The 17,366-nt window shown below is 71.3% G+C and carries 17 protein-coding genes; 7 read left to right on the forward strand and 10 right to left on the reverse strand.

The features are described from left to right. Positions 1-834, reverse strand: an 834-nt coding sequence (locus tag E1292_RS28945; protein ID WP_132598564.1) for an ROK family protein, incomplete at its 3' end; no start/stop codon positions are given. A gap of 63 nt (positions 835-897) precedes the next feature. On the opposite strand from E1292_RS28945, the gene E1292_RS28950 reads away from it, so the two are divergent. The 5 genes from E1292_RS28950 to E1292_RS28970 all read left to right on the forward strand — a co-directional run bounded on the left by E1292_RS28950 (position 898) and on the right by E1292_RS28970 (position 4,372). Continuing rightward, complete coding sequence (locus tag E1292_RS28950; RefSeq protein WP_132598566.1) at positions 898-1,698, forward strand: GNAT family N-acetyltransferase; 801 nt, start codon at positions 898-900, stop codon at positions 1,696-1,698. 61 nt (positions 1,699-1,759) lie between these two features. Further along, a complete protein-coding gene (locus tag E1292_RS28955; protein WP_132598578.1) occupies positions 1,760-2,773 on the forward strand; it encodes a phosphotransferase family protein in 1,014 nt (337 codons plus the stop codon). Positions 2,774-2,866: 93 nt separating this feature from the next. Further along, the gene (locus E1292_RS28960) at positions 2,867-3,127 is read left to right on the forward strand and encodes a hypothetical protein (RefSeq protein WP_132598580.1); all 261 of its coding nucleotides are present in this window, start codon (positions 2,867-2,869) and stop codon (positions 3,125-3,127) included. A 57-nt stretch (positions 3,128-3,184) separates the two neighbouring features. Then, complete coding sequence (locus E1292_RS28965; RefSeq protein ID WP_132598582.1) at positions 3,185-4,036, forward strand: helix-turn-helix domain-containing protein; 852 nt, start codon at positions 3,185-3,187, stop codon at positions 4,034-4,036. Between the two features lie 69 nt (positions 4,037-4,105). Beyond that, the gene (locus tag E1292_RS28970; RefSeq protein WP_132598584.1) at positions 4,106-4,372 is read left to right on the forward strand and encodes a hypothetical protein; all 267 of its coding nucleotides are present in this window, start codon (positions 4,106-4,108) and stop codon (positions 4,370-4,372) included. A 110-nt stretch (positions 4,373-4,482) separates the two neighbouring features. Here the strand turns inward: E1292_RS28970 and E1292_RS28975 are convergent, their stop codons facing one another. From E1292_RS28975 to E1292_RS28990, 4 genes are all read right to left on the reverse strand, one after another. Next, positions 4,483-5,445, reverse strand: a complete 963-nt coding sequence (locus tag E1292_RS28975; RefSeq protein WP_132598586.1) for an ABC transporter substrate-binding protein — start codon at positions 5,443-5,445, stop codon at positions 4,483-4,485. A gap of 11 nt (positions 5,446-5,456) precedes the next feature. Then, a complete protein-coding gene (locus E1292_RS28980; RefSeq protein WP_132598588.1) occupies positions 5,457-6,404 on the reverse strand; it encodes an ABC transporter permease in 948 nt (315 codons plus the stop codon). After that, positions 6,401-7,309 (reverse strand): ATP-binding cassette domain-containing protein, encoded by a 909-nt coding sequence (locus E1292_RS28985; RefSeq protein ID WP_132598590.1) that lies wholly within the window; start codon positions 7,307-7,309, stop codon positions 6,401-6,403. Before E1292_RS28985 ends, E1292_RS28980 begins: the two co-directional genes overlap by 4 nt. 82 nt (positions 7,310-7,391) lie before the next feature. Continuing rightward, a complete protein-coding gene (locus E1292_RS28990; RefSeq protein WP_165974790.1) occupies positions 7,392-10,133 on the reverse strand; it encodes an ATP-binding protein in 2,742 nt (913 codons plus the stop codon). 146 nt (positions 10,134-10,279) lie between these two features. On the opposite strand from E1292_RS28990, the gene E1292_RS28995 reads away from it, so the two are divergent. Next, positions 10,280-10,840, forward strand: a complete 561-nt coding sequence (locus tag E1292_RS28995; protein ID WP_132598594.1) for a dihydrofolate reductase family protein — start codon at positions 10,280-10,282, stop codon at positions 10,838-10,840. A 104-nt stretch (positions 10,841-10,944) separates the two neighbouring features. On the opposite strand, the gene E1292_RS29000 is transcribed toward E1292_RS28995, so the two are convergent. The 4 genes from E1292_RS29000 to E1292_RS29015 form a co-directional block, all read right to left on the reverse strand. Next, positions 10,945-11,610 (reverse strand): hypothetical protein, encoded by a 666-nt coding sequence (locus E1292_RS29000; RefSeq protein ID WP_132598596.1) that lies wholly within the window; start codon positions 11,608-11,610, stop codon positions 10,945-10,947. Between the two features lie 245 nt (positions 11,611-11,855). After that, entirely contained in the window at positions 11,856-13,244 is a 1,389-nt protein-coding gene (locus tag E1292_RS29005) for a HAMP domain-containing sensor histidine kinase (protein ID WP_246090410.1), read from the reverse strand. Further along, on the reverse strand, positions 13,241-13,942 hold the full coding sequence (locus E1292_RS29010; protein WP_132598598.1) for a response regulator transcription factor: 702 nt from the start codon (positions 13,940-13,942) through the stop codon (positions 13,241-13,243). Before E1292_RS29010 ends, E1292_RS29005 begins: the two co-directional genes overlap by 4 nt. Before the next feature lie 62 nt (positions 13,943-14,004). After that, positions 14,005-15,207, reverse strand: coding sequence for a cytochrome P450 (locus tag E1292_RS29015; RefSeq protein ID WP_132598600.1), 1,203 nt, complete (start codon positions 15,205-15,207; stop codon positions 14,005-14,007). Positions 15,208-15,293: 86 nt separating this feature from the next. On the opposite strand from E1292_RS29015, the gene E1292_RS54115 reads away from it, so the two are divergent. Continuing rightward, complete coding sequence (locus E1292_RS54115; protein ID WP_132598602.1) at positions 15,294-15,854, forward strand: TetR/AcrR family transcriptional regulator; 561 nt, start codon at positions 15,294-15,296, stop codon at positions 15,852-15,854. A 6-nt stretch (positions 15,855-15,860) separates the two neighbouring features. Here E1292_RS54115 and E1292_RS29025 read toward each other — a convergent pair whose 3' ends face one another. After that, on the reverse strand, positions 15,861-17,366 hold the full coding sequence (locus E1292_RS29025; RefSeq protein ID WP_132598604.1) for a phytoene desaturase family protein: 1,506 nt from the start codon (positions 17,364-17,366) through the stop codon (positions 15,861-15,863).

Genomic DNA, 17,366 nt, shown 5'->3' on the forward strand with positions numbered 1-17,366 from the left:
CGGCAGGGACGTCCCCTGGGGCGGCGGGGACGGCTTCCGCGACGAGGACGGCGGGTGGGACAGGAGGGTTGCCAGGCGGGCTCGGAGGGGGACGATCAGGGCGTCGCCCGCGTGTGAGACCCCGCCGCCGATGACGACGGCCGCCGGATCCAGCAGCCGCGTGTACGTGGCCAGCGCCAGGGCGAGCGCCTCCACGGCCGCGTCCCACACCCGCCCGGCCGCCGCGTCTCCCTCCGACGCTCGCCGCACCACCTCCTCGGCCCCGCCGGCGCCGTACCGGGCCGCGACCGCACCGCCCGACGCGTACGCCGCCAGGCAGCCCCGCTGCCCGCACCCGCAGGCCGCACCGCCGGGCCGCACCGGGATGTGCCCGATCTGCCCGGCCCATCCGGCGGCGCCCCCGTACAACGACCCGGACAGGACGACCGCGCCCGCGATGCCCGTGCCGATCGGCAGGTAGAGGACGTCGTCCCCGCCCGCTCCGTAGGCCAGCTCCGCCTCCCCGGCCGCGCGGACGTCGTGCCCGAGCGCCACCGGCAGGTCCACGTCCGTGAAGGACGACGCGGGCACGTCCCGCCACCCGAACGCGGCCGAGAAGACGGCCCGTTCCGCCGTGACGAGTCCGGGCACCACCAGCCCCACCGCCAGCGGGCGTGTTCCGGGCCGGGGCCGGGCGAGGTCGGTGACGAAGGCGGAGACGGCCGCGATCACGTGCTCAGGGCCTTCGGCGCGGGGCGTAGGCCGCCGCTCGAAATGCAGACATGTCCCGTCGCGGGTGACAAGTCCGCCTTTCATGGTGGTGCCGCCGACATCGACCGCTACAACGCACTCCATTCCTTCATCCTGCTGCAGAAACCTTTTGAGATCATGCCCGCCGATGCAGAAGGATGAGGTCTCATGCGCCGTCTCACCATCCACGACCTCGACGACTGTGTCCGCCTGGCCAAAGACCGCAACTGGCCGCCCGAGGAGCACAAGTGGCGTCTGCTGTTCGACATCGGCGAGCCGTACGGCATCGACGCCCCCGACGGCGACGGCCTGGCCGCGTGCAACGTTCTGACCTGCTACGGCGACGGGCACGCCGTGATCAGCATGGTGCTCACCGCGTCCCGCTACTCCAGGCAGGGCCTCGGCCGCGCGCTCATGCGGCACGTGCTCGACCAGGCCGGCGACCGCACCGTCTTCCTCCACTCCACCGGGCAGGGCCGGCCGCTCTATGAGCAGCTCGGTTTCCGGGCGGTCGGCCGGGTGGCCAAGCACACGGGCGTCTTCGCGGGCGAGCCGTCGGGCCTGACCCGTCCCGCCACCGAAGCCGACCTCGACGCCATCCTCGCGCTCGACGCCGAGGTGTTCGGCATGGACAGGTCGGCGGCGCTGCGGCGGATGTTCACGTTCGGCGAGCGGGTCAGGGTGGCGGCCGGCGGTTTCGGCCAGTGCTGGCGCAACGACGACAACACCGTGATCGGCCCGGTCGTGGCCGGCGACGAGGAGACCGCGCGCGCCCTGATCGGCGACCTGGCGCTCGATGCGGGCGGCGAGGTGCGGATGGACTTCGACCTCGCCCACGAGTCCGTGATCCGGTGGGCGGGCGAGCACGGCATCGGCGAGCCGTGGGAGGTCGCGCTCATGGTGCGCGGCGACGACCTGCCCGGAGACCGGTCACGCCAGTTCCTCCCCTTCATGCAGGCGCTCGGTTGACCCGGTTCCCGGGGCCTGAATAGGGTTCCACCAGAACATCATTCTGGCCGAAGGGCGGCACATGACCTCCACCCACATCGACGTCAGCGCCATCGACCTCGACGAGCTCGGCGCGTGGATGGACGACCAGGGGCTGCCGCCCGGCCCGATCGCGGGGGTGACGCCGGTCCTCGGCGGCACACAGAACGTCATGGTGCGCCTCGAGCGCGGCGGCCGCCCGTACATCCTGCGCAGGCCTCCGCTGCACGCCCGCCGCAAGAGCAACGAGGTGCTCCGCCGCGAGGCCCGGGTGCTCGCGGCGCTGCACGACACCCCGGTGCCCGCGCCCACGCTGGTGGCCGCGCAGACCGCGCGGGAGCCGGTGTTCTACCTCATGGAGCCGGTCGACGGGTTCAACCCCTCGACCGGGCTGCCGGAGCCGCACGCCTCCGACGCGGCGATCAGGCACCGCATGGGGCTGGAGGCCGCCGCCGCGCTGGCCGAGCTGGGGCGGGTCGACCCTGACGTGCTGCCGGGGTTCGGCCGCCCGGAGGGGTTCCTGGAGCGGCAGGTGCCGCGCTGGCTCAAGGAGCTCGACTCGTACGGCGAGCTCGACGGCTACCCGGGGCCAGCCATCCCCGGGCTGTCGGAGACGGCCGGCTGGCTGACCCGCAACCTCCCCCGCACGTTCACGCCGGGCGTCATGCACGGCGACTACCACTTCGCCAACCTGATGTTCGCCTCCGACAGCCCGCGGGTGGCCGCCATCGTCGACTGGGAGATGTGCACGATCGGCGACCCGCTCGTCGACCTCGGCTGGCTGCTGGCGATGTGGCCGGCGGGCAACGACCACGTGCCGGGGCTGCCCGCGCCGCAGGAGATCATCGCCTACTACGCGGCGCTGTCCGAGCGCGACATGTCGGCCGTCGACTGGTACGCGGTCATGGCCTGCTTCAAGCTCGGCATCGTGCTGGAGGGCACGCACGCGCGTGCGTTCGCCGGCAAGGCGCCCCAGGACATCGGCGACCTGCTGCACGCGACGACGCTCGGCCTGTTCGAGCGGGCGCAGGAGTTCATGGACGGCGCGCTCAACTGACCACATATCACGATTTCCGGAGAAACGATCACATATAGATCCCCGAGCCATACAATTGCGCGCAATTGCATCTGTTATCGGGGAAGGATCGTCATGCGTATGCGGTTCCTCGGGTCCACCTCAGAGGCGGGCGCCTGTCCCACCCTGTACGAGACCGACCGCGGCACCATCGTCGTCCAAGGCCTCCAGGTCACCGACGCGGAGGCGCTCGCGGACCTCCGCGACGTGCTCGACGGCGAGGGCGCCGTCGAGGTGCCCCGCGAGCTCATCACCGAAATCGCCCGCCGGGTCCTGACCGACGGCTCGGCAACCGCTTTCCCCACCTGCGGAGGAACACCCACGGCTACCGGTTGATCACAATTGCGCACCCCACTGGCATGATCGACGCAAGCAGGGCTAGCCTCTTGCGGCGTGACGTCCTTTCAGCAGGCGCGCATCGACCTCGGCAGCCAATTACGCCAGCTGCGCGAGGCAGCCCGGCTGTCCGGCAAGGAGCTGGCCGAGCAGCTGCGCTGGCAGCCGTCCAAGGTCTCGCGCCTGGAGAACGCCAGGCAGACCGCCACCGAGGACGACGTGGTCGTGTGGGCGCAGGCCGTACGCGCCTCGCCCGACACGACCGACGAGCTGATCCGGCAGGCGATCGCGCTGCTCGAACGGCACGACGACTGGAAGCAGCGCCACCGCAGCGGGCTGGCCGCCCTCCAGGAGGACGTCCGCGATCTGGAGGCGCGCACCAAGCTGTTCCGGGTGTTCGAGCCCGGCATCATCGTGGGCCTGCTGCAGACCTCCGAATACGCCAGGCACGTGTTCCGCAAGGTCAAGCGCCTCTACAGCGCCGCCGACCAGATCGACGCGGCGGTCCGGGTGCGCATGCAGCGCCAGGAGATCCTCTACGACCGCACGCGGACGTTCCGGTTCGTGGTCTCGGAGTCCACGCTCCGCACCCTCCTGGCGCCGCCCGAGGTGATGCGCGGCCAGCTCGACCGCCTGCTGGCCGTCAGCACGCTGCCCAACGTGGAGTTCGGCGTGATCCCCTTCGACGCCGAGTTCCCGTCCAACCCGGTCAACGGGTTCTGGATCTACAACGACTCCATGGTCGGCGTGGCCACCATGACGAAGGACCTCATCCTGCGCGACCCCGACGACATCGCCTTCTACGTCCGGGCGTTCGACGACTTCGCGAAGGTGGCCGAGTTCGAGGAGTCCGGGCGGGAGGTCATCATCAGGATTCTTCACGATTACCGGCAACAAAGCGCACATTAACCGCAGCAATTGCTTGCCTCCGGACCCAAGATCGTGCAATTCTGTCGCGAGACGTTGCGGAGGTGACGCATGATGCTTGATACCGCGCTCTGCCTCGAGCGGTTCGCGTGGCACGCGGGTCGTCACGCGGACCTGTCGGTCCAAAGCCTCGCCCTGTCCAGCGACCCTGCCTACGTGTCGGTCCGCAACCGTTTCTCCGCCACCCTCACGGAGACCGTGACCTGCTCCGACGAGGGCGCCTTCATCACCTCATGGGGCTACCGCCTGGGCACCTCGGAAGACGTCGAGTCCGCCGCCGCCCGACTCGCCTTCCTCCTCGCCGCCCTGCCGGCCTAGGTCACCACCCGGCCCGGGCCTCGTCGCCCTGCCGGTCCCGACCTCCCCGCCGCCCTACCGGCCTAGGTCAGCACCCCGCCCGGGCCTCGTCGCCGCCCTGCCGGTCCAGGTCAGCACCCCGCCCGGTAGAGGATCTTCTGCACCTCCGGCTGGTCGACGTTCTCCTCCGTGACGATCGTGGCGTCCGTCGGGATCGACGCCGTGACCTGCTGCCCCTTGACCGCGGCGACCGCCTGCTCGACACCCTTGGCGCCGATGTCGCCGGGCAGCTGCGCGATCAGGGCCTGCACGACGCCGTCCTTGAGCTGCTTGACCTGCGCGGGCCCCGCGTCGAACCCCACCATCTTGACCTTGCCCAGCTTGCCCGCCTGCCGCAGGGCCGAGCCCGCTCCGGTGGCCGAGTTGAGGTTGGCCGCGAACACCCCGGCCAGGTCGGGATCCTTCGCCAGCGCCGCGTTGACGATCCTGGACGCCTCGCCGACGTCGTTGTGCGAGTACTGCACGCCGAGATAGGTGACGTCCGGATGGTTCGCCTTGATCTCCTGCTCGAAGCCCTTGATGCGCGCGTCCACGGTGCTGACGCCGGGGTCGGTGGAGATGACCAGCACCTTGCCCTTGCCGCCGATCTGCTCCGACAGCGCCTCGGCCGCCGCCGCGCCGCCCTTGACGTTGTCGGTGCTGATCCTGGACAGGCCGATGCTCTCGTCCTCGACCACCGTGTCCACCAGGATGATCTTGATGCCCTGCTGCTTGGCCTGGGTCAGCGGCGCGATCATCGCCTTGACGTCGGTCGGCGCGATCAGCATGGCGTCCGGCGCGCTCGCGGTCACGGAGTTGACGATCGGCGTCTGGAGCGTCGGGTCGAACTTCTGCGGCCCCTGCACGTCGAGCGCCACGCCCAGCTCCTGGGCCTTGGCCTTCGCGCCGCAGGCCATCGTCTCGTAGAACTCCTCGCCGGCCAGGCCCTGCACGAGCGTGACCCGGGTCTGGTCGTCGCCGCCCGCGTCACTCCCCTGTCCGCCGCAGGCGGCGATCATCATCATCGCCGCGAGGGTTGCCGTGATCTTACGCATGGTGCCTCCTCCTAATGGTCGCGGGCCCTGCGCCTCCACTGGTCGACGTAGACGGCGGCGACGAGCACCGCGCCCACCACCACCTGCTGCCAGAACGGCCGCACGCCGAGAATCTGGAAGCCGTTCTGCAGCACGACGGGGATGAAGACGCCGATGACCGTGCCGGCCACCGTACCGACCCCGCCGAACAGGGACGTCCCGCCGATCACCACGGCCGCGATGGCCTGGAGGTTGTCGGTGGAGTGCGCGGACACGCCGGTGATGCCGTACTTGGCCAGCGACAGGCAGCCGGCCAGGCCCGCCAGCAGCCCCGCGAGGCCGTACACCTTGACCAGGTGCGCGCGCACGGCGACGCCGCCACGCCGGGAGGCCTCGGCGTTGGAGCCGATCGCGTACGTGTGGCGGCCGAACCGGGTGCGGGCAAGCATGAGGGCCAGGGCCGCGGTGATGGCGGCGCAGATCCACACGATCACCGGCACGCCCAGCCAGCGGGCCAGGCCGAGCCCGAGGTTGAGCTCGGTGGGGGCGCGCAGGTCGACGCCGCCGGTGAGCAGCAGCGCCGCGCCGAGTGACATGCCGAGGGTGCCGAGCGTCACGATGAGCGCGGGGATGCGCCCCATGGCGATCAGCACGCCGTTCAGCACCCCCCAGGCCAGCCCGGCCACGAGGGCGGCCAGGGCGCCGAGCGCGAGCGACCCGGTGGCCTCCATGACCTTGGCCGCGGACACGGCCGAGAACACGAGCACCCCGCCCACCGACAGGTCGATGCCCGCCGTGATGATCACGTACGTCATGCCGGTGGCGAGCAGCAGCAGGATGGCCGCGTCGCTGACCAGGTTGAGCAGGTTGAACGAGGTGGGGAACGTGCGCGGCGCGAGCACCGAGAACGCCACCACCAGCCCCGCCAGCACCAGGCCGATCCACACGACCTGCGGGGCTCCGAGCCGGAGGTGCTTCATCGGCCGTCTTCCTGTTCGTCCGCACCCGCGGCGTCCCGCCCGGGCCCGTCACCCGCTTCGTCCACAGCGGCGTCCCGTCCGGGCCCGGCTGCCCTTTCGTCCGCGCCCGCCGCGTCCCGCCCGGGCCCGCCTTCCGCCCGCCCGTCGGGATCGTCCTGTTCGAGTGCGCCCGTCATGGCGCCGACCAGCTCCTCCATCGAGACGCGCGCGGTGTCGAACCTGGCCACCCTGCGGCCCAGCCGCAGGACCTCCACGCGGTCCGACACCGCCATGACGTCCTGCATGTTGTGGCTGATGAGCACGACCGCCACACCGGAGTCGCGTACGCTCCTGATCAGGTCGAGCACCCGCCGCGTCTGCACCACGCCGAGCGCCGCGGTCGGCTCGTCCATGAACACCGCCCGCCGTGCCCATCCCACCGCCCTGGCCACCGCGACCCCCTGCCGCTGCCCGCCCGACAAGGTCGAGACCGGCGCCGTCTCCGACTTCAGCCGCACGCCCAGCCGCTCGCACGCCTCCCGCGTCTCGCGCCGCATGGCGGCGTTGTCCAGCACGCCCAGCATTCCGAGCAGCCCCGGCTTGAGCCGTTCCCTGCCGAGGAAGTAGTTGGCGGACGGGCTGAGCTCCGCGCAGAGCGCGAGGTCCTGGTACACGGTCTCGACGCCGGCGCCTCTGGCCTCCTCGACCGATCCGAACGCCACCGGCCGGCCGTCGATCTCGATCATGCCCGTGTCGGGCCGTTCGACACCTGAAAGGATCTTCGCCAGGGTGGACTTTCCCGCGCCGTTGTCGCCGATCAGCGCGACCACCTCGCCCGGTCGCACCGCGAAGTCCGCGCCACGCAGCGCCTCCACGTGGCCGTAGCTCTTCACGATCCCGCGGGCGGCGATCAGTGGTGCGCCCATAGCACCATCAAGGATGCCCCTGACATCGTTGTCAAGACCGGAACCCGATCCCGGGTCCGGAGTGTCCGTTCGCCGCGGAAGATCAGGGAGCCCGGAAACGCGTACCTGTGACCGGGCAGGGTGCGCGCAGGGCGGCGAGTTCTTTGCGGGCCTCCTCCTCGCGGGCGGGGATGAGAAGGAGGGTGCAGGCCCGCTCGTAGCGGGCGCCGATGCGTTCCCAGGCTTCGACCGCGGCGGACAGCTCGCCCACGTCGTCGTGGAGGCGGCCGGCGGCACGGGTGAGGCAGGCGGCGGCCCAGCCGTTCTCCGCGGCGGCGTCGGACAACGCGGAGGCGAGCAGTCCGGCCGCGTCGGGAAGTCCGGCGGCGACGGCGAGTTCGGCGCCGGCTGCGCGGGCGTACGTCCGGTACCAGTCCTGTGGCGCGAAGTCCGCGAAGGCCCTCTCCACCAGTGCGGCGTCGGCCCTGCCCGATCGCAGTGCGGTCCGGGCGTCGACGAAAGCGGCGAAGGAGGCGAGGTAGCGGGACCGGGCGCCGCCGGCGACCCGCTCCGCGCGGATCCGCCACACCCTGAAGCCGGCCTCCTCCCCCAGCAGCCCGTGCGCCAGGGCGAGGGCCGCCACCGCCGGAGACATCCAGGCGAGAGGGCTGCCCGCCTCCTCGCAGACGTCCCACAGGGTGGGCGCGTGGCTCAGCGCCTCGCCGAGGTCGCCGGTGAGGACCAGCGGCGGGATGAGGGTGCTCACCGCGACCGGCGACCGGTCCCCGATCAGGTCGTCGGCGGCGGCGAGCCTGGCCGTGGAGAGCGCGGCGGGCAGATCCCCGGCCGCGACGGCGCAGGACGCCGCCATGTGGAACGTGTCGGTGATCTCCGGCGCCGGGTACGGGACGTCGCGCGGCATCGCCGGCAGCAGGCCGACCCGCTCGGCGGCGACCCGGTGCGCGTCGCGGAACCGTCCGGCGGTGAGGGCGGCGATCCCGGACGCGTCGAGCGCCCCGCAGATCAGCACGGGGTCGCCGGTCGCGCGGGCGGCGGCGACCGCGTCGTCGATCATGGACGGCTCCGGGGTCACCTTCTCCTCGCGGGCGTTCCATACGCGGGCGGCGGCGAGATGGGCGGCGACGACGGGATCACGGTGGTCACCGGCGGACGAGGCGAGATCGAGGAGCTCCCGCAGGCGGGAGTACGGGACCTCCGTCTCGAATCCGGACGGGTGCCGGGCGGCGGTCGCGACGGCGAACGCGAGCGCGACCGCCTCGGCGTTGCCGTCTCCGGCCGCGCGGGCCCGTTCCGCCGAGGCGAGAAGCAGGTCGAACGCGCGGCCCGTGTCGATGAGGGCGTGCGCGGCGTCCGCGGCGTTCCGGAGGTCGAGGGCGGCCTCGCCGGGTGTGGGCGCCCGCCGCGCCGCCTCCTCGTAGTGGCCGGGCACCTCGCGCAGGAACCTCCGGGCGTAGGTGAGGTGGGCGAGCGACCGGGCCAGCCCGTGCGGTACGGGCGCGCGGCCGGGCGGTGCGCCGGCGAGGGCCGCCCGCAGGTCGTCGGCGACGGCGTCGAACTCGCCCCGCCAGTCACCGTCCAGCCCGAGCTCCAGACCGGCGCCCGTCGCCGCGGCCCACTCCAGGTACCGGCGGCGGACGGCGTCGCCGTCGGCGCTCGTCTCCAGCCGCTCGGCGGCGAAGGCGCGGATGGTCTCCGGCAGCCGCCACCGGCCTGCCGCGGGACCCGCGACGAGGCTCTTGTCGACCAGCCGCCCGAGCAGGTCGGCGGGATGGCGGGCGTCCGGTGCGACGGCGGCGACCGCCGCCAGGTCGAATCCGCCGGCGAAGACCGCGAGGCGGCGGAACAACTCCCGCTCGTCACGGGCGAGCAGGTCGTGGCTCCAGGCCAGCACCGCGCGCAGTGAGCGGTGCCGTTCCACGGCCCCGCGGCCGCCGGCCAGCAGCCCCAGCACGTCGTCCAGGGCGGACAGCAGCCCCGCCACGCCCAGTGACGCGCTGCGCGCCGCGGCCAGCTCGATGGCCAGCGGCATCCCGTCCAGCCGGCCGCACAGGTCGGTGACGTCGGACCGGGCGGCGGCGAACCCGGGGTCGGCCGCGGCGGCCCGGTCGAGGAAGAGCCGTTCGGCGTCGGAGTTCAGCGGCAGCGGCGGGACGGGGACGGTCCGCTCGCCCGGCACGCCGATCCGCTCGCGGCTGGTCGTCAGGACGGTCACGGTGGCGCAGCCGGACAGCAGCCGTTCGATGAAGGCGGCGACGGCGTCCACGAGGTGCTCGCAGTTGTCGAGGACGAGCAACGACCGCCCGCGGCCGAGATGCCGCGCGACGGCGTCCTCCAGCGCCTGCCCGGGCCGTTCCGTCACGCCGAGGGCCGACGCCACCGCCTCCGCGACGAAGCCCTCGCGCACCGGCACCAGATCGACGAACGCGCCGCCCAGCGGGAACGAGGACGCGGCCGACTCCGCCACCACGGCCGCCAGGCGGGTCTTGCCGATCCCGCCCGTGCCCAGCAGGGTCACCACCCTGGCCTCCCGGAGCAGGCTGAGGGCGAGGTCCTTCTCGGCGGCGCGGCCGAAGAACGCCGTACGCGGCGACGGCGGGCCGGCCAGGTGGCCGGGCGGCGGGGTTTCGCGCCGCCCGGCCACGTCGGCGAGGGCCCACCTGTCCGCGACGCCGTATTTGCGCAGCAGTGATGAGATGTGGCTTTCGACCGTGCGTACGGAGATGTGCAGCCGCCCGGCGATCTGGGCGTTGGACAGCCGAGCGCCGAGCGCCGCGAGGACCTCCGCCTCACGTCGGGAGATCCCGGCCGGCCGCTCGAAGTTCACCACGCCAGTGTGACCCATCCCGGCATCGGTGCCGGCTTCCCGGTGTCTCCGAGGTGTCTCCGAGGTGTCTCCGTGATGGCACGGATGTCCGCGACACGGGCGCGGGCGCAGGCTGGTCCCACCCGAATCCGAGAACGGAGAAACCCATGCGACGCATCATCAACTCCACGTTCGTGACGATCGACGGCGTCATCAAGGACCCGCAGGACTGGCCGTCGCTGGACGCCGGCGGCGATGCGAACGCGCAGACGGATCTGCTGCTCGGCTGTGACGGCGTGCTGCTCGGCCGGCACACCTACCACAGCTTCGCCTCGGTGTGGCAGGGACGGTCCGGCGACCCGTACACCGACAGGATCAACGCCGTGTCGAAGTACGTCGTCTCGACCACCATGGACAAGGCGGACTGGGAGAACACCACCGTCATCGGCGGCGACGTGGCCGCCGAGGCAGCCCGGCTCAAGGACGGACCGGGCGGCGACATCGTGCAGTACGGGTTCGGCAGGCTCTCCCACACCCTGATGGAGCACGGCCTGCTCGACGAGCTCCGGCTCTGGGTCCACCCGTTCTTCGTGGGCAGGGCCGGCGGCGACGGCCTGCTGTTCCGGGAGGGCACCCGGTCGAGGTTCGACCTCGTCGAGAGCAGGGCGTACACGTCCGGTGTCGTCCTGCTGTCCTACCGGCTGAAGGAGTCGGTGGCCGGATCCTGATGCCCGGCCTGTCCGGACGGGTCGTCCGGTGGCCGGGTGCCCCGAGAACACGCGGAGGGCGGGGCCGCATGCCTGCGGACCCGCCCTCCGGGAGGGGCTCGAAGTTAGTTCACGTCGAGCTTGCGCTGGATGGCGACGAGCATGTCCATCATCGCGAGCTGCGTCCCCTGCAGCCCGTCGACCTTGGTCTCCAGCCCGTCGAGCCTGCGGTCGGTCTCCGCGAACTTGGCGTCGACCTTGGCGTCGAGCGCCGACACCTTCGAGTCCAGTTCGGTGACTTTGCCGTCGAGGACGTCGACCTTGGTCTCCACCGTCCCCACCCTCACGTCCAGGGCATCGACCTTGCCGCCGAGAGCGTCGACCTTGGTCTCCACCGTCCCAACCCTCACGTCCAGGGCATCGACCTTGGTCTCCACCGTCCCCACCCTCACGTCCAGAGCGTCGACCTTGCCGCCGAGAGCGTCGACCTTGGTCTCCACCGTCCCCACCCTCACGTCCAGGGCATCGACCTTGGTCTCCACCGTCCCCACCCTCACGTCCAGAGCATCGACCTTGCCGCCGAGAGCGTCGACCTTGGTCTCCACCGTCCCCACCCTGGAGTCCAGGGCATCGACCTTGCCGCCGAGAGCGTCGACCTTGGTCTCCACCGTGCCGACCCTGGAGTCCAGGGCATCGACCTTGGCGTCGATAGTGGTGACCTTCATGTCGACGATCTTGACGCGGGAACCCACGCCGTTGACGCGCTCGGTGAGCTGCTGTCCCAATTCCATGCGATCCGCCCGAATGTTGACGAACTCGGTGGCCAACTCGTTAGCGAGTTTGACGGCAGTGTCCTTGTAGCTCAACTCGATCTCCCCTACCTTTGGAGGCAGGGACCGGGGATGTAATGGATCTCCGGTCCCGTTCTTTTGCCACGAGAATACATTGCCGAGCGCCGGGCCACGAAATGTGACCGAGAAAAATTTCCCCTGGTCAGCGCGCCATTCAGGGCAAAATTCGGACCTATCCGAATAAATTAGCCAGACGTTTTTCTCCATTCATCACTTTGCACGTCAAGCGGCATTGTCCGTTCCGTCCGGCGATCGGGTGTTCCCGGCAGATCCATGGTGGCGACCGCTCCGCCGCCACGCGCGTTCTCCAGGCGCACCGACCCTCCCGCCTCCGCGACTGCCTGCGCCACGATCGCCAGGCCCAGCCCCGACCCGGGCAGGCCGCGCGCCGAGGACGAGCGCCAGAAGCGCTCGAACACGTGCGGAAGGTCCTCCTCGGACAGCCCTGGGCCGTGGTCGCGCACGGTCAGCCGGCCGCCGCGCAGGCTCACCTCGACCTGGCCTCCGGGGCTGAACTTGGCGGCGTTGTCGATGAGGTTGAGTACGGCACGTTCCAAGGAGGCGGCGGCGCCGACGACGTACCACGGGCTCAGGTCGGTGACGACCTCGGCGCCGCGCAGCCGGGCGCGCTCGACGGCGGCGGTGACCACCTCGTGGAAGGCCAGCTCGACGTGCGGCTCGTGGTCGGCGTCGCCCTTTGCCAGCTGGAGCAGGTCGCCGACGAGCGTGGACAGCTCGGCGAACTGCGCCTTCACGTTGACCAGCAGGCGCTCCTTGGCCCCCGGGTCGAGGCTGCGGCCGGTCTGCTCGCTGCGCAGCAGCAGGTCGATGTTGGTGCGCAGGGTGGTGAGTGGGGTGCGCAGCTCGTGGCCGGCGTCGGCGACGAGTTGCTGCTGGCGCTCGCGGGAGCCGGCCAGCGCCGCGGTCATGGCGTTGAAGGACGAGCTCAGGCGGGCGATCTCGTCGTTGCCCTTGACGGGGATACGGGTGCCGAGGTCCTCGGTCTGGGCGATGTGCTCGACCGCCTTCGTGAGGTCTCCGACGGGGCGGAGCGCGGCGCGGGAGATGATCAGGCCCGCCCAGGCGGCGCCGAACACGCCCACGGCCGCGACGGCCGCCAGCGCCAGGGCGGTGTTCCGCAAGGTCCGCCTGGTGTGGTAGAGCGGCGCCGCCTCCAGGACGGCGACGCCGGGAGAGAAGTTCGAGATCACCACGCGGACCGGCTTGCCGTCGCGGGTCACACCGTCACGGCAGATCGGTTTGCGGCGGTCGTCGGCCAGGGCCAGATCCTCCTCCGTCCACACGATGGGCGCGCCGAGCGAGCACGTGGTGCCGTCGGCGCGCAGCAGCATCGCCATGCCGGCGTACTCGTCGGACGAGCCCTGAGGGGTGCAGTGGTGGAGGAGGAAGTCCCTGTCGCCGGACTCCTCCGGGTCCTGGATGGTCTGGTCGAGCTGCTTGATCAGCTGGTTCTGGACGATGAACCACGACATGCCCGCGCACACCGTGATGGCCAGCGCCACGGCCACCGTGACGAGGAGGGTGAGGCGGGACCGCAGGCTCCCTCGTCTCACGGCGCCGCTCTCAGGACGTATCCCACGCCGCGCACCGTGTGGATCACGCGCGACTCTCCCCCGGCCTCGGTCTTGCGCCGCAGGTACATCACGTAGACGTCGAGCGAGTTGGAGGTCGGCTCGAAGTCGAATCCCCACACCTCGCTCAAAATCTGGTCCCTGGTCAGCACCTGGCGCGGGTGCGCGAGGAACAGCTCCATCAGCAGGTATTCGGTCCTGGTCAGGTCGAGCCTGCGGTCGCCGCGCGTGACCTCCCTGGTCGCCGGGTCCATGCGCAGGTCGTCGTACGTGAGCGCGTCGCCGGTCTCGGCCGTGCCGGCGCTGAGCGCGCCGCGCCGCAGCAGCGCGCGCACCCTGGCCAGCAGCTCGTCCAGCTCGAACGGCTTGACGAGGTAGTCGTCGGCGCCCGCGTCGAGCCCGGAGACCCGGTCGCCGACCGCGTCGCGGGCCGTCAGCATGAGGACGGGGATGTGGTTGCCGGACGCCCGCAGCCGGCGGCACGCGGTCAGCCCGTCGAGGCGCGGCATCATGACGTCGAGCAGCACCCCGTCGAACGAGTCGCTCGCCAGGGCCTCCAGCGCCGCGTGCCCGTCGCCGGCCGTGACGACCTTGTAGCCCTCGAACTCGAGGCTCGACTGGAGCGCCTCGCGCAACGCGGGCTCGTCGTCCACCACCAGCAACCGTGCGGGCTCACTCATGCTGCAAACGCTAGAGGTTCATCATGAAAAGGTGATGAACGCCCTCGGTTCTTTTCCGTGGATCACCACGCGACGGGCAACGCCTTGAGCCCGAAGATGGGGCTTTCGTGCTTGACGGGCACGTCATCATCCGCCACCGTGACCCGCAGGCCGGGCAGCCGCTCGAACAACGTGCGCAGCGCGATCTCCAGCTCCGCCCTGGCCAGGTTCTGGCCGAGGCACTGGTGCACCCCGTAGCCGAAGGCCACGTGGTGCCGGGCGGAGCGGCCGATGTCGAACTCGTCCGGCCGTTCGAACGCCCGCTCGTCCCGGTTGGCGGACGCTCCGAGCACGAAGATGCCCTCGCCCTTCCTGACGAACTGCCCGCCGATCTCCTGGTCCTCGGTGGCCACGCGGTCGAACGCCACCCAGTCCACGACTGAGAGGTAGCGCAGCAGTTCGTCGACGGCCACGGGCCACAGGCCGGGGTCCGCGCGCAGCGCGGCGAGCTGGGCAGGGTGGCGCATGAGCGTGAGCGCGGCGAGCGGGATCATGTTCGCGGTGGTCTCGTGGCCGGCGACGAGCAGCAGGAACATCACGCCCACGATCTCGTCGTGGCTGAGCGCCTCGGTGCCGAGCAGCCGGCCGAGCAGGTCGTCCGCCGGGTCCGCCTCCCGCTTGGTGACCAGCGCGTCGAGGAAACCCCTGATCTCCATCGCCGCGGCGTGACGCGTCTCCTGGTCGTCGGCGGACGAGATCATGACGCGGGTCCGTGACTGGAAGAACTCGCGGTCGGCGTACGGGACCCCGAGCAGCCGGCAGATGACCAGCGAAGGCAGTGCCAGCCCGAACGCCTCCACCAGCTCCGCCTCGGGCCCCTTGGCGATCATGTCGTCGATGAGCTCGTCGGCGATCCGCTGGATGGCGGGCCGCAGCTCTCTCATCCGCCTGACGGTGAACTCGGGGATGAGCAGCCGCCGGAACCTGCCGTGCTCGGGCGGGTCCAGGTCGATGAAGTGGCCGACGGCGAACTCCTCCATGAACGCGTCCCGCTCGGAGGTCGAGGGCTCGGCGCTCATCGCGCCGCTCGGGTGGCCGGGGGTGGCCGGGTTGGTGCTGATGCCCGTGCCCGAGAGGACCTGCCGGGCCTCGGCGTGCCGCGTGACCAGCCACACGTCACCGCCGGGCAGCTTGGTTCGGACGAGCGGGGCCTGCTCGCGCATGCGCTCGTACGCGGGTGGGGGTGCGAACGGGCAGGTGCGCGGGATGGGGAAGTTCTCGGCCATAGTCTGCTCCCAACGAGTCCGGCATCATTCATTACTTACGCGAAAGTAAGCAATGAAGCGGCCGGCGGTCAAGTGATGGGAGCGGGATGGCTGGACGGCGGACGGACACGAGAGAGCGGATCCAGCAGGTGGCGCTGGAGCTGTTCGCCGAGCGGGGATATGACAAGACCACGCTCCAGGAGGTCGCGGAGCGGCTGCAGATCACCAGGCCCGCGCTCTACTACCACTTCCGCACCAAGGAGGCGATCCTCGCCGGCGTCGTCGACCGGCTGGTCGACTCGATAGACGAGCTGGTGGCCTGGGCCAGGCAGCAGCCCATGACCGCCGAGTCGAAGAGGGAGATCCTGCGGCGGATCGCCGAACTGCTGGCGGATCAGTGGCGGCCGTTGATCCAGTTCGCGCAGGTGAACCAGGGGGTGATGCGCGAGGTGCCGGCCGGCGAGCGCATGCGGCAGGGCATGATCAGCATGCTGTCCCTGCTGGCGCCCCCGGAGGCCGGCCCGGTGCGTCGGTTCGAGGCCCGGCTCGCGGTGCTCGCGGTGATCATGGGCAACGTGCCATTCCTCGACGACACGGACCTGCCGGAGGAGGAGCGGGTGGCGGTGGCGCTGGAGGTGGCCGCCAAGCTGGTCTCCGAGGACGGTTAGCGGCGATCAGCGGCCGAGCAGGGCCATGGCGGCGTTGTGCCCGCCGATCCCGCTCACACCGCCGCCCCTGCGGGCGCTTGCGCCGCACACGAGAACGCGCTCGTGCTCGGTCTCCACGCCCCAGCCGCCCCCTTCGGCGTACGGCCAGCTCAGGTCGGTGTGGAAGATGTGGCCCCCGGGAAGCCCCGCGTCCTTTTCGAGGTCGACGGGCGTCTTGGCCTCGACGCACAGGGTGCCGTCGGGGGCCTTGAGCAGGCAGTCCTCGAGGGGTTCCGCCAGGACGGCGTTGACGGAGGCGAAGGTGGCCTCCAGCGCCTGCTTCCTGGATTGATCAGGTTTTGTCCGGAAAAGTCGGGCGGGCATGTGCAGCCCGAACAGCGTCATCGTCTCGGCCCTGCCCCTGAGCTCGGGGCCGAGGATGGACGGATCGGTCAGGGAGTGGCAGTAGACCTCGGCGGGCGGCAGCTCAGGGATCTCCCCTCGGGCCGCCCGGGCGTACGCCCTGGCGAGCTGGTCGCGTCCCTCGTTGATGTGGAACGTCCCGCTGAAGGCGGCCCGCGGATCCACGTTCGCGTCCTTCAGCCGGGGCAGCCGCGACAGCACCATGTTGACCTTCAGCTGCGCCCCCTCGGGCGCCTGCACCGGCCGGCCCATCAGCCGGTCGAGCACCGCGGGCGGCAGGTTGACCAGCACGTGCCCGCCGTTCACCGTGTGCTCGCCGTCCTCCGCCACGAACGCGACCTCGCCGGACGGCGAGATCCCGACGATCTCCGCGCCGGTCCTGATCTCGGCGCCGGCCCGCCTGGCCGCCGCCTCCAGCGCCCCTGAGACCGCGCCCATGCCGCCGACGGGGACGTTCCAGTCGCCGGTGCCGTCGCCGATCACGTGGTAGAGGAAGCACCGGTTGGCCGACAGGTCGGTGGTGGTGTCGGCGAACGTCCCGATGAGCGCGTCGGTGAGCACGACGCCGCGCACGGTGTCGTCGGCGAAACGTTCGTCCACGGTCTCGCCGATCGGCCTGGCGAACAGGTCCCGCCACGCCTCCGCGCCGACCAGCCGCTCGATCTCGGCCGGTGTGCGCAGGGGTTCGAGCAGGGTGGGAGCGAGGGCGCGGGCGACCCGCGCGGTCATGCCGTAGAAGTCCCGCCAGGCCTCGTGGTCGGCGTCACCTCCCGTGACGTCGCGGAACGACGCCGCCGTACGTGCCGCGTCCTCGTTGTCGACGAGCAGGCCGGTGCCGCCCCTGGGCGTGTAGGAGGCGTGGCGGCGGCGCCGCAGCTCCAGGTCGAGTCCCAGGTCGCGGACGATCTCGCGGGGCAGGAGGCTGACGAGGTAGGAGTAGCGCGACAGTCGCACGTCCACGCCGGGGAAGGCCCGGGTGGAGATCGCCAGGCCGCCCACGTGGTCGTACCGCTCCAGGACGAGCACCCGCCGTCCCGCCCGGGCCAGGTACGCCGCGGCGACCAGCCCGTTGTGCCCGCCGCCGGCCACGATCACGTCATAAGCGCCCAT

Source organism: Nonomuraea deserti (assembly GCF_004348685.1).
GTDB classification, from domain to species: domain Bacteria; phylum Actinomycetota; class Actinomycetes; order Streptosporangiales; family Streptosporangiaceae; genus Nonomuraea; species Nonomuraea deserti.